The sequence below is a fragment of the Hanstruepera ponticola genome (genome assembly GCF_012931685.1).
GTDB classification, from domain to species: Bacteria; Bacteroidota; Bacteroidia; order Flavobacteriales; family Flavobacteriaceae; genus Hanstruepera; species Hanstruepera ponticola.
Genome location: NZ_JABANC010000002.1, coordinates 163430 through 176950 on the forward strand (window position 1 = coordinate 163430; position 13521 = coordinate 176950).

At 34.9% G+C, this 13521-nt stretch carries 11 protein-coding genes and 1 pseudogene; 6 read left to right on the plus strand and 6 right to left on the minus strand.

Annotated elements, in window-relative coordinates:
- Nucleotides 1-20: 20 nt before the first annotated feature.
- Complete coding sequence (gene hemN, locus HGK31_RS06530) at nt 21-1385, minus strand: oxygen-independent coproporphyrinogen III oxidase (protein WP_191859391.1); 1365 nt, start codon at nt 1383-1385, stop codon at nt 21-23.
- 137 nt (nt 1386-1522) lie between these two features.
- Here hemN and HGK31_RS06535 point away from each other — a divergent pair, with 137 nt between their 5' ends.
- The 6 genes from HGK31_RS06535 to HGK31_RS06560 all read left to right on the plus strand — a co-directional run bounded on the left by HGK31_RS06535 (nt 1523) and on the right by HGK31_RS06560 (nt 6990).
- Nucleotides 1523-2122 carry a superoxide dismutase family protein gene (locus HGK31_RS06535; RefSeq protein ID WP_191859035.1) on the plus strand — a complete coding sequence of 200 codons (600 nt, stop codon included), beginning with the start codon at nt 1523-1525 and terminating at the stop codon, nt 2120-2122.
- Nucleotides 2123-2211: 89 nt separating this feature from the next.
- Nucleotides 2212-2745: an RNA polymerase sigma factor gene (locus HGK31_RS06540; protein ID WP_104734154.1), complete on the plus strand. Its 534-nt coding sequence runs from the start codon at nt 2212-2214 to the stop codon at nt 2743-2745.
- Nucleotides 2745-3575: an anti-sigma factor gene (locus HGK31_RS06545; protein WP_191859036.1), complete on the plus strand. Its 831-nt coding sequence runs from the start codon at nt 2745-2747 to the stop codon at nt 3573-3575. Before HGK31_RS06540 ends, HGK31_RS06545 begins: the two co-directional genes overlap by 1 nt.
- A 210-nt stretch (nt 3576-3785) precedes the next feature.
- Entirely contained in the window at nt 3786-4298 is a 513-nt protein-coding gene (locus tag HGK31_RS06550; protein ID WP_191859037.1) for a hypothetical protein, read from the plus strand.
- 177 nt (nt 4299-4475) lie between these two features.
- Nucleotides 4476-6185: an arylsulfatase gene (locus HGK31_RS06555; protein WP_191859038.1), complete on the plus strand. Its 1710-nt coding sequence runs from the start codon at nt 4476-4478 to the stop codon at nt 6183-6185.
- Nucleotides 6186-6264: 79 nt separating this feature from the next.
- Complete coding sequence (locus HGK31_RS06560; RefSeq protein WP_191859039.1) at nt 6265-6990, plus strand: DUF6090 family protein; 726 nt, start codon at nt 6265-6267, stop codon at nt 6988-6990.
- A 115-nt stretch (nt 6991-7105) separates the two neighbouring features.
- Here HGK31_RS06560 and HGK31_RS06565 read toward each other — a convergent pair whose 3' ends face one another.
- The 5 genes and pseudogenes from HGK31_RS06565 to HGK31_RS14670 form a co-directional block, all read right to left on the minus strand.
- Nucleotides 7106-9289: a TonB-dependent receptor gene (locus tag HGK31_RS06565; RefSeq protein ID WP_233451017.1), complete on the minus strand. Its 2184-nt coding sequence runs from the start codon at nt 9287-9289 to the stop codon at nt 7106-7108.
- 81 nt (nt 9290-9370) lie between these two features.
- The gene (locus tag HGK31_RS06570) at nt 9371-10669 is read right to left on the minus strand and encodes a tetratricopeptide repeat protein (RefSeq protein WP_233451018.1); all 1299 of its coding nucleotides are present in this window, start codon (nt 10667-10669) and stop codon (nt 9371-9373) included.
- Between the two features lie 72 nt (nt 10670-10741).
- The gene (locus HGK31_RS06575; protein WP_191859041.1) at nt 10742-11371 is read right to left on the minus strand and encodes a DUF4331 family protein; all 630 of its coding nucleotides are present in this window, start codon (nt 11369-11371) and stop codon (nt 10742-10744) included.
- 19 nt (nt 11372-11390) lie between these two features.
- Nucleotides 11391-12053 (minus strand): DUF4331 family protein, encoded by a 663-nt coding sequence (locus HGK31_RS06580; RefSeq protein ID WP_191859042.1) that lies wholly within the window; start codon nt 12051-12053, stop codon nt 11391-11393.
- A 145-nt stretch (nt 12054-12198) separates the two neighbouring features.
- Nucleotides 12199-13449: pseudogene (locus tag HGK31_RS14670) on the minus strand (DUF4331 family protein).
- Nucleotides 13450-13521: the final 72 nt, after the last annotated feature.

Genomic DNA, 13521 nt, shown 5'->3' on the forward strand with positions numbered 1-13521 from the left:
TAATCTTTTATTAACATGCGTTAAACAGTCATTGAAAATAATTGTTTTTCTGGCTGCTGGCGCTGTAAAAGCAGGTCAAATGCCATACAAACATTCCGTACAAAGGGCTTTCCTTTTTCTGTTACTTGTAATGATTTTGATTCTATATCAACCAAACCATCAGTTTCCATTTCTTTTAATTTTATTAATACATCAGGTAAATCATAAAATCTCATTTGGTCATTATCCCAAGTTGTTTCAAAATGACACATTAAGTTTAATATGTGGGTTCTAATAATTAAATCTTCAGAATTTAAAATATGACCTCTATAAACAGGAATTTGATTTTTATCCAATAGGTTGTAATATGATTTTATATCCTTTACATTTTGAGCAAAGCCATACCAACTGTCACTAATGGACGACACACCTAAACCAATCATCATTTGTGTTTTGGAAGCTGTATAACCCATAAAATTGCGATGCAATGATCTGGACAACATGGCTTTATAGAGCGTGTCTGTCTCTAATGCAAAATGATCCATACCTATTTCATGATAACCTAAATCAGCCAACAATTGCTTGCCTAATTCATATTGTTCACGTTTGGTTGCAGGTTTTGGCAAATCGGCTTCACTAAAACCGCGTTGACCATTTCCTTTTATCCAAGGTACGTGTGCATAACTATAAAAAGCAATGCGATCAGGTTTTAATAATTTGGTTTTTGTAATCGTTTCCTGTACATGATTAATCGTTTGAAAGGGTAATCCAAAAATAATATCATGACCAATTGATGTATAACCAATCTCTCTAGCGGCTTCTGTTACAAATTGCACATTTTCAAAAGGTTGAATACGATGGATAGCTTTTTGAACGCTTAAATTATAATCCTGCACACCAAAACTTACACGTCTAAAGCCAAGATTGTAAAGCGTTTGTAAATGCTCTCGAGTTGTATTATTAGGGTGACCTTCAAAACTAAACTCATGATTCTGGGCAACCTGACTTTTAGATAGAATACCTTCTATCAATCTTTTTAAGTTATCTGGCGAGAAAAAAGTAGGGGTACCGCCTCCTAAATGTAATTCTTTAATTAGGGGCTTACCTTCAAATTTTTCACAGTATAAATCCCATTCCTTGAGCACATAGGAAATGTATGGCGACTCTACTTCATGACGTTTAGTTATACGCTTATTGCAGCCACAAAACGTACACAAACTTTCACAAAATGGTAAATGAATGTACAAACTAATACCTTCATCATGATTACTTTCTTTAAATGACGTTTGTACAGTATGCAACCATTTTGATTGAGAAAACGTTGCGCTATCCCAATACGGTACGGTTGGGTAACTCGTGTAACGAGGTCCTGCTATATTATATTTATTTATCAACTTGCTTGACATACCTTTTGTAATATGGCTCAAAATTATTGCGAATGCGTTAAACATAATATGATAATTATCATATTCTTACCTATACATATTTTATTATGATTTAAATAATATGTAATTTTATAGTAACTAAAACGAAATTAAACATCATGAAGAAAATAAGTTTATTACTTACACTATGTATTCTTGTTACTGTTTTTGCTTGTAAGAAGGATAAAAAGGAAAACACAGAAATGGAAACAACTGAAACAACAGAAATAGAAGAACCAGCTGTGATTGAGACCAAAACTGAAGAAGTTGAAAAAATAAAAGTGGCATTAAGTCCAAAAAGCGGTAGTAATGTAACTGGTAATGCTGTATTTAGGCAAGAGAATGGTCAGGTTACTTTTACCGCTATCATGTCTGGTTTAGAGCCAGGAACACATGCTATTCATCTGCATGAAACAGCTGATTGTTCGGCTGATGATGGTACTTCAGCAGGTGGTCATTGGAACCCTACGGGACAACCACATGGAAAATGGGGTGATGCTGCAGGTTATCACAAAGGCGATATAGGCAATTTTAATGCTGATGAAAAAGGTAATGGAACCATTACCATAACTACTGATCAATGGTGCATTGGTTGTGGTGATCCTGCAAAAGATGTATTGGGCAAAGCCATTATTGTACATAAAGGTGCCGATGATTTTACCTCGCAACCTTCTGGAGCCGCTGGTGCTCGTGTAAGTTGTGCAGGTGTTATTGAATAACTATCTCACAAAACAAATTTGTAAAAGCTGCCTGGTGCAGCTTTTTTTATTGCTAATTATTGACTACTTTGGTGAAAAATAAACACTACATGCAATTAGAGCTTCTGGTTTCAAAGTTTCAAAACAAAGATGAAAAAGCTTTTGAAGCACTTTATAATATGTATAGTGACAGTATGCATGGCGTTATTTATAACATTGTTCGAGATCATGATATTGCCGAAGAAGTGATGCAAGACGTGTTTATTAAAGCCTGGCATAATGCCAGTAGTTATTCATCTAAAAAAGGCCGATTTTTTACCTGGCTTATAAACATTGCCAGAAATGCCGCTATAGATAAAACACGGTCTAAAACCTTTAAAAATTCTAAAAAAAACCTTCATGCCGATTTTTTCGTAGATATACTTGAGAACCATGAAAACCTAAACAGCCAAACCGATGCCATTGGCATTAAAAAATTTGTAAAAAAGTTAGCCAAAAAATGCATTGAAGTCATTGAGCTGTTATACTTTAAAGGATATACGCAAAAAGAAGCTTCAGAAACTTTAGAAATGCCTATTGGCACTATAAAAACACGCAATAGAAATTGTATTAACGAATTGCGAAATATGTTGGATGTAACCTAATGACGAATAAAGAATACATAGAATCTGGAATTTTAGAGCTTTATGTAGCTGGTGCACTTTCTGAAGAAGAAAACGAAGCCGTGTATCAAAAGCTTTTAGAAAATCCAGATATTTTAGATGAAGTTTTAAAAATTGAAGCGGCTATTATTAAGCTAACAGCTGCCGCAAGACCATCGGATTCTAAACATATATTTACTGCTGTTAAAGAAGCATTAGGTTTGAGTAAAACAGAACCTAAAGTTATTCCGCTACCTGGAAAACCAAAAACCAATTGGTTTGCCTATACAGGTTGGGCAGCATCGGTATTACTGGCTGGTGGCCTCATCTGGTTATTGAACCAAAATAGTGCCTTACAATCTGAAATAAATACGGTTGAAACTGAAATTAATAAGCAGCTTATAGACAACCAACTTCTGGAAGAACAAATAAGCAGAGCCAACGCAAGTTTGGAAGAAGCCAACAAACTACTTTCAGTAATACGTGATAAAGATATCATAGCCGTGCCTTTAGCCGGACAAGCTGTGTATCCGGAAGCCTATGCCAAGGTATATTGGGATAAAAAGACTAATAACATTTACCTGGACGCCCAAGGCTTACCAGAACCTCCACGAGGCAAGGTGTATCAGGTTTGGTCTTTAACATTAAGCCCACTCACGCCTACTAGTTTAGGAACTATTGACAACTTTGCTACGGATGACAACAAAGTATTTACTATTAGCAATGCCAATGCTTCTGAAGCCTTTGGTATTACACTAGAACCTGCAGGTGGTAGCGAAACGCCGACTATGGAACAACTGTACACATTAGGAGCTGTAGCCAGTACACCATAAACTAGGACACATATCACAAACTACTGATTTTAGATTGTTATGAAAATACGCTGTTGATAATTTACGGTTTAGTTTTTAATGACCAAGGGCATTAAATAGTAAAGAAAAGTATTAACCCATTTTATTTATATGGAAAAACATTTGCTAAATAGATGCTTTAACGCGTAACAATATATATAAAGACGTCAGCAAAAATTTAATACCAATCTTATGAACAAAATCATTCTTACATCAATCAGCGTATTTTTTGCTTTCAATTCAATTTTAGGGCAAACTACTAAAGAAGAGTATGCAAAAGACGTAATATCAGTAGATGCAATCATAAATGCATATTATGATGTTGTTTCAGGTTCGAGTAGTGAGCCTTGGGAATTTGAGCGAGATAAATATATTCATTCGGAAAATGCTGTTATAACAAGACTAGACGAAAATGGGAAAGCAGAATCACATACTCTTGAAGCGGAATATATACCAATTGGATTATCACCTAAAGAGGATTTTTACGAAAAGGAACTTAAAAGAATAGTAAGTAAGTATGGAAATATTGCTCAGGTTTGGAGTGCTTTTGAAATCCGAACTGACCCAAAAACGGAATCTAATATTAGAGGACTGAATAGTATCCAACTACATTATGAAAATGGAAGATGGTTTATTGACAGTTGGACTTGTGAAATGGAATCTGAAAAGAACAATATAGTTTTTGAATTTTTGAATAAGGAATGAAAAACTTTTGCTAGCAATGTATAAAAATAATTGCTTGCTCTCGCCTACTAACTACAATTGCTTAAGCCAGATAGCTCCACTTGCGTTTATTCGGTTTTTATTTACTAAATTACGTCAAATCTATTTACAAGACTCTAGAATAGAGTGTATAAAGGGATTGTAAAACCATAAATTCCGATGAAAAAATCACAACTATTCGATTTTAGACACGTGCAAATCAAAGCATATAATTTCAAAAGTTACAAGTCTATCACACATGTCTTCTCAATCTTACTCGTATTTGGAATCATATTATCATGTTCCGAAAAGGATGCTAAAAAGGAAATCTACGAGAGACCTAATATTGTGTTAATAGTTGCCGACGATTTAGGCTATGGTGATATAGGTTGTTATGGTGGAGATATTCAAACACCAAACATAGATGCTTTAGCCCATAAAGGCATTAAGTTTAGTAGTTTCCACACGGCTCCTATGTGTGCGCCTACTCGTGCCATGCTGTTGTCTGGAAATGACAACCATATTGCAGGAATGGGTGGTCAAGGTCGGATTACGACCGAGTTTGGCTATGAAGGAAAATTAACCAACCGGATAGTAACCATTCCAGCATTATTAAGAGATGCTGGCTACCATACCTATATGGCTGGCAAATGGCATCTAGGTAAAGAGCCTGAATCTAATCCGCATCAAAAAGGATTCGAACATTCGTTTGTTCTTCTAGAAGGTGCAGGCAATCATTACAACAACCGAAGCGCTTTGCATAATGGATATTCAAATTATACCGAGGATGGAGATTCTATTTCATGGAAAGCTGGCAACTACTCTACAGATTTTTATACAGATAAAATTATAGAATACATTGATTCTAATAAAGATGATAAGCAGCCATTTTTTGCTTTTGCAACTTATACATCGCCACATTGGCCTTTACAAGTAGATGAAAAATATTGGAAAAAATATAAGGGGCAATATGATGACGGCTATGAAAAGTTACGTGAACGAAGATTAAACAGTCTTAAAAAAGCAGGAATAATTCCAAATGAGGTTATAGCTCCTCCTAGTCATGAAGACGTGGTGCCTTGGGACTCTTTATCACCTCAAGACCAGATGAAGGAAGCTAGAAAAATGGAATTATATGCAGGTATGGTTGATAATTTAGACTATAATATTGGTCGATTGATTACCCACCTAAAAGACATTGGAGAATATGAAAACACATTGTTTGTTTTCATGTCTGATAATGGCGCTGCCTACAGAGACTTTATAAGTCATGATAGTTTTGGAAGTTTAAAAGATTATTACAATGATGATTATGATAATATGGGCAATGCTAATTCTTATATCTCCTATGGCCCGCAATGGGCAGAAGCTGGTTCGTCTCCCTTTAGATATTTCAAAGATTATGCTACCCAAGGAGGTATAAATACAATAATGATTATTAAAGGGCCAAATGTGACTAGAGAAAATGAAATCCATCATGGTTTTACCAGCTTATTGGATTTGGCACCCACTTTTTATGAGGTAGCCAATGTTAAGTATCCTGAAGCTTACGATGGGAATAAAGTTTATCCATTAAGAGGTAATTCACTAATTCCCTTTGTGTCTGGGGAAACCAATGAAATTCATGATTCAGATTATATTTTTGCATTGGAGCATTACGGACATGCTATGCTACGAAAAGGGCATTGGAAAATTACAAACTTCACACGCCCTTTTAAAGTTGAAAATTTTGCACTTTATAACCTTTCAAATGATATTGGCGAGCAAAATGATCTTAAGGAATTTGAGAAAGAAAAATATGCCGAACTGTTAAAAGAATGGATGAAATTTTCAGATGAAATAAAAATTCAAACACCAACACCCAAACCCATAGCAAAGGAGACTTTGTAGCTATTGACTAACCACTTAAACACCCACTTATGGGAAATAGCATATGATAAAGTTTTTTAGAAAAATACGTTACGACCTAATGGGAACAGGAAAAACTACTAAATACTTGAAATACGCCATTGGAGAAATTATTCTTGTGGTTATTGGAATTTTGATAGCACTTCAAATCAATAATTGGAATGAATCCAAAAAAGAACAGAATATCTTAAATGCCTCTTTAAACTCGTTGAAATTAAATCTTCAAAATGATATAGATAATCTAAATGAGCAAATTGCGTATAACAAAAAAGTATTGAAAGCTGTTGATTTTTCTTTTCGAGTTATTTCATTACCTGAATATAGCGACAAACCTTTATCTACTTTTGCTGATAGTATATTTCATATAGCGACAGAAAAAACATTTTTTCCAACTACTACAACCTTTAATTCTATGGAATCTGGTTCTCATTTTCAATGGATTAAAAATCAAGATTTAACCCAGGCAATTTACAGCTATTATGCGATGGTTGACAAAATTTCAAGCCTAACAAATGAAAACAATCAATTCGTAAAGAATCACATTGAAGATTTTACCTATAATAAAGTTGAGTTTGGTTCACTATTGCCAAATTCAAATCCTTATTCAAAAAAACGGGATCCAGAACTTGACAATACTGCCATTTTAAGAGAAAGTACAGTTTTGGAAAATACCCTAATAGGGAGAAAATTTCGATCTAATGGAGAGATAGAAAGGTCAAAAGATGCGTTATCTAAGGCAATGGAACTTGTATCTTCAATTGATGAATATTTAAATGTCCATAATTGAAAGTTAAAAAAAGCGTCTGCTTTCACAGACGCTTTCCAACTAACAAAAAACTCCTAACAAACTTCTTAGTATAAAACTTCAGACTCTTGTTAGTTTCTTCATTAACAACAAATTCTTAAAATCTATAACTTACAACACCTTTCATAAAAAATGGTGTACCAGGTGTAAAGTGTATTTCTTCAACTGGATTTAGTTCATTTTGCAATCGTGATTCGGTTGCAAACTGGGTTTCGTTCCATTCGGTATCAAACACGTTTTCTATAACTACGCCAAAACTCAAGTTTTTGGTTAGGGCATAATTCATATTTAAATCGGTTACAAAATAGCCTTCAGCTACAATGGAGTTGTCTTCATTGGCTGGTCTGTCATCAATATAACGATAGCGTATGCCTGCCGAAAAGCCTTTTAGATCATTAATAGCCAAACCTCCTGTAAGTGTAAAGTCTGGTGCCAAAGGAATGTAATCGGAACCTTCTGGTTCATCAACGCTTCTTGCATGTGTAAACGTAGCATCGGTATCAAAATACAACCAATCTGTAAATTGATAACGCAAACCAATGTCTAAACCATAACGTTCTGATTTTCCGCTAGGCTCAACAATACCTGCATCACCGACATATACAAACTCCTGTTCTAAAAATAAATACCAAACAGCTGAATTGAACACCATTTTTGGAAAGGGTTTCCAGATAGCGCCTAAATCGGTACCATAGGCTTTTGGTAATATTTCCTCACCACCTTGTGCCACCACTACTCTAGCATCATTAGAATGAAAACCAATTCCTGATTTTAAAAACCATTGTAAGTTTTTATTCTGATTGAAAAAGACATTCAGTTTAGGACTGAATGTTGTTTTAGTTTCAGCTTGAGTTTCATAAGGCGTTATCAAGTCGTCATTATACATAAACTTAAAGTAATCCAAACGCAAAGCTGGTGCAATTACAAACTTGTTCAACTCAAATTCGGCGTTAATAAACCCAAACATATTAGTTTCATTTACATCGCCTAAAGCCAAATAATCTAAAGTTTCATTCCGATTTAAGGTATGTGATAACTCGACATCATCTACCTGATCATGGCGTAAACCAAAACCTGATGTTAATTTGGTTTCAATATTTCCCAGTTGGGTGTCTTTTATGAACTGGGTGTTAAACCCATAAATATTTCGGCTTTCATGTTGTTTTATTTGGTCACCATTAATAGGGTCTTCTAAAAAGAATGTGAAATTAGAAAACAGCTCAAAGTCATATTTGGAATAAAATACATTAGACTTGAATTGCAAATCCTCTTTTAACAAAGCGTTATAACTCACATTTACGTTACTTCTAGAAGTAGTTCCGCCTTCGGTATCATCTATGGCTCCCCATCGTGTGATTAAACCACTATCAACAGCGCGTTGTGGTATTTGTCCAGATGCATCCCAACGACTCGTAAAATGAGATATACTTACCGATAATTTATCATTGCCTTTTAAGTAGGTACTGAATTTCCCAAAAAGATTTAAACGGTTAAAATTTTGTGGTGAATCAAATGGTCCATCAAAGGCAATGTATTCAAGAGCCATATAAGCATTGGAACGTTTGTTGTTTTTTAATAGGTCAAACATACCTAATGTTCTTAAGGAATTAAACTGACCAATACTCAAACTAATTTCACTGCTTTCTAGCCTGTCTTTGGTATTAAAATCTACAAAACCAGCAGTAGCAAAATCACCTTTATTAGCATAATACGGTCCTTTACCAAAGTTAATGGCATTGACTGTTTCTGGAATTAAAAAGTGTAAATCGCTATAGCCTTGTCCATGAGCATGAGATACCATATTTACAGGCATACCATCAACGGCCAAACTAATATCGGTACCATGATCAATATCAAAACCACGTAAGAAAATCTGTTCTGCCTTTCCACCTCCTGCATGCTGTCCAATAATGAGGCCAGGCACTTTTCGTAATACTTCCTGTGAGGAATTTACAGGATTGGTTTCCAAATCTATTTTAGCCACACTGTTAAGTGCACTCACTTGTTCAGTGATAATAAGTTCATCTAGTAATATGGCTTTCGCCTTTAAACTGACTTCTAACCCTTCTGAAAGATGTGTGTTGGTGACAGTAATAATGGCTTTTTCAAATCCTAAAAGCCCAATATTTAAGGTGTCACCTAGCTGATTATTTTCTAAAATAAATGACCCGTTAGCTAATGTATGTGCATGACTTGTAGAGTTTGTATTATAGATATATGCGTTTTCTAGAGGTTGCCCTGAATCATCTAAAACAAGACCTTTAATATCGTCTTGTGCCATGATCCAATGACAGCAGAAAAAGAAAACAAATAAAAAAATGGGTTTAATATTAAAAAGCATAAATTAAAGTTGGTTTGTTGGTTAAATTCTTTTGATATCTTGCTCCATAACTGGTCCAAGTTCATAAAGACTTGCTTCCAATTCAGCTTTTAATTCCTTGGCTTTTTCATCCATTCCATTGGCTTTATAAATAATTGCCAAGTGATACATAGCAAGCGGTTCAAAAGTATAACCAACCACATAATCTTCCATAATGCTTAACGCCTTTTTAACATTTCCTTTATTATAATAGCTCCAAGCTAATAAATCATAGGATTGCGCTGTTGGTCTGTTTTGAACTTCCTTTTGGGCTAATTCAATAGCCATATTAACTGTTTCCTTTTCATTGACATACAATTCAATGTTGTAAGCATTGTACATGTCTCCATATAGCTCATTTGAAACCAATTGCTGATAGGTCTTAACGTTTTCTATCTGGTCTTCTTCTTTATTTAAAAATTCAGCTATTTCAGCCTTAAGCAAATACAAATCTGGCACTTGATAATTGGTCGTAATGCTATTTAAAATGCGCATGGCTTCTTCTGGATTACGCTCATAGGAATACACAATCCAGGCTATTCCTTTTTTGGCATAAGCATCGTTAGGATCTAATTCTAATGCTTTGATATAATGGTTATAAGATTTTTGAATTTCTCCTGCATGTCCATAAAAATCCGCCAAATTGGTGTAAGCCCATTGCATGGTTGTGCTAATATTTGAAGATTCAGCAATTGCTGTGGCTTTTTCCATATACTTAATAGCCGCATCCAAATTACCTTCGTGATCGCTCCATTTTGAGAGTCTAATTAAATAATCAAAATCACTAAAGTTTTTGATACGTTCTAAATACTTTTTGGCATCTGCAGCGTTACCTAATTCCAATTGAACGTCAAAAAGCATTTTGTAGGTCGCAGAAATATTTTCGCCATTTAATTCTGCCTTTTTAAGTAGTTGTAAGGCTTCTTTAAAGCGGTGTTGCGAAATGTAATTTCTTGCAAGCGTTCTTAAATAGCCTGCATGGTTATAATTAGTTCGCTCATTAACTTCTAGTAAGTTTTTTTCAGCTTGGATTAAGTGAACCACTTCTCCAGTTGCGTTGAATAATTGAGAATGACAGGCTGCAATTTTGGCAAGATATGGAAACTGTCCTTCTTCTTTTTCTAGCTTTTTTTCCCAAAATAGTAAATCATTATTCACCATTTGCAACGCATCATTCTCGACTAATTCAAGGTATGTATTATATGTAGTTGGATCTGTTACTGTTTTATTGTTATCATGACAACTCATCATGACCATTAAACAGATTAATACGATTATATTTTTTGTTGTTAATGTCATCATATTGTGTTTTTTGTTGTTATTGTTGTTTTAATAAATCAGAGCACACCGTAGCATGCCCTGATTGAATTTATTTTACCATGGAGATGCTAAATATGGAAAGTCGCTTAAAAAAGCTTTGTCATTAGCATCTACATTATCATTGGATAATGTTGGGTTTTCACTAAAGTCCTCGCCACCAAATATTAGTAATAACTCTACCGTTATGACGTCATCAGCTAAAGCGCGACCTGTAAGCACATTGGTTCCGTCAAAGAAGGTTGTTACTCCATCTAATGAAACGTTTAAAACATCTGTAGCTAAAAGTCCAGTAAAAGTTGCTGCATCAAGACCTAAAGCATTTGTGTCACCAGGATTGGCATATGCCGGACTTAAGGCTTCTAAATTATTCTGAAACATGGATTGAAATAATCCGTTTTGTTCGGAAGGTACAGTTACATTAAATAAGTCCTTACTATCAGAACTTACAAATACTGTATTTACTGCTGGTCTTCCCATTTGGTCTTCTTGTAAATAAACGGCATTAAAAGGACCACCTTTTTTACTTGCTATTTCCGTTTCAGACGCATTGGTTATCTCGTCCTCTTTACTACAACTAAAAGCTACGACAGCAAAACATGTAGCAACAGCTATAATTATTGTTTTTTGAGCAAACACCTTTCTAACATCATTTAAGAAAGCGTGTGTTTTTATAATAGTTTTCATGATTTTCGTTTTTTAAGGATTATTGTTTTCTTTTTGATTCTACCCACGTATTGATTGTTCCCGAACCACCTATCATGGTCTTTGGAACTTCAACAACTACTGATAGCACATTGGTACCAGCAAACGTGTCTGATCCAGGATTATTAAATCCAGTTGCATTGCCACTTATAATAGCGCTGTACTGGGCAAAATCCATAAAAAACGGATCGTCTCTAGGACCGGCAAAAAATGACATACCATCTCTTGATGTACCTATAATTGCTGGTGAACCATAAGGCGTGATTTCTACTTTAGAAACATCGTTACCAAAGTTTGAAGCTTCAAGCGTACTAACTAAACCTGTTTGCGAAGGCGCTACAGGACCAACAAAAATCATTTTGTCGTCTTTTTTAATGGCTTGAATTACTAAATCCTCAACATTATCACCATTGGTGTCAATATTAAATTCAATCATGACATTCTCGTCAAAACTAGCATTTGCTGTTGCATTTGGACTTAACAGTCCTTGCAGGTTAGCAACAAATACCATATTGTCTGTGTTTTTTCCTTGAAAAACATAAAAATCAGTAATATCACTTGTACCACCTTGTACTTCTGGAGCATCAATGTGGTCTGCTGCGATAATGAATAAACCAGCGCCTAACAGCAAACTGATTCCAAAAATTTGTCTAAATCTTTTCATAATAAATAGTGTTTAATTAATAATTTATATTCACAAATAATAAGGCAAATTGATAGAAATGGTTTGGGTTAAAAGCTGTGTTCGTATCTTTGTAGGTTTAGATTAAGCATCAAAGTCAAGGCAGACTTTGATGCTTTTTAATACCCTACCAAGGGCTTGCTAGGTAGGGAAACGAGGTTAAGAACGGTTTGTCGTTTGCATCTACATTATCATTGGATAAGGTTGGATTTTCTGTAAAATCCTCACCTCCAAAAATCAATAACAACTCAACAGTTATCACATCATCTGTTAAAGCGCGACCTGTAAGAAGTGCACCAGAATTTGGATTGTAAAACGTGGTTTCACCATCCAATGATAGATTAAGCACATCAGTAGCTAATAGCGTAGTAAATGCTGCAGAGTCTTGTCCAAGTGCATTCATATCACCTGGGTTTGCAAAAGCAGGACTTAAAGCTTCTAAATTAGTTTGAAACATACTTTGAAAGGCTGCGTTTTGTTGCGTAGGAATAGTAGTATTAAACATATTTTTACTTCCACTTGAAACAAACACAGTATTCACTGCAGGACGTCCCATTTGATCTTGCTGGGCATATACACCTGAAAAATCAGGTTCATTATTGCCTCCACCATTATTTGGCGGTGTAAAGTCATCATCATTAGAACAATTAAAACTAATTGCTGCTAAAGCTAATGTCATTATTAGGTATTTTATATTTATAATTTTCATAATTTAAAGTCTTTTAGTTTATTATTGTTTTCTTTTTGATTCCACCCAAGTATTCACGGTTCCAGAACCACCAACCATTGATTTTGGTACTTCCACAACTATTGACAATACGTTAGTTCCTTGAAAGGTGTCACTGCCTGGATTATCAAATCCGGTAGCGTTTCCAGCTATAATATCACTGTACTGTGCAAAGTCCATAAAGAATGGATCATCACGAGGTCCTGCAAAAAATTTCATTCCAGCATTTTGCTCTAAAACTGGCGTCATTCTCGTAGAAATATCAACACTTGATTGTGTTGCGCTTGTCATAATAGAACTGTTTAATCCTGTAATTGAAGGTGCTACTGGCCCAAAAAAGTACATTTTACCATCTCTAGGAATAGCTTGAATAACGAGGTCTTCAACATTGTCTTGATCGGTATCAATATTGAATTCAATAAGCACATTTTCATCAAATGTGGCTGCGTCTGTTGATCCAGGCGCCAAAAGACCTTGTAGATTTGCAACAAATACAACGTTATCTGTATCTTCACCTTGGAAGGCATAGAAATCAGTAACATCACTTGTGCCACCAGATACGGCTGGCGCATCAATATGGTCGGCTGCAACTAATAGGAAACCAGCAATCGCAAAAATTCCGATTCCTAAATAAATTTTCATGTTTTTCATAATGTGAGGTTTTTGTTAATTATTTTTGATTCTCACTCATACCTACGGAAAAACACGAAAGTCGGTTTTGTT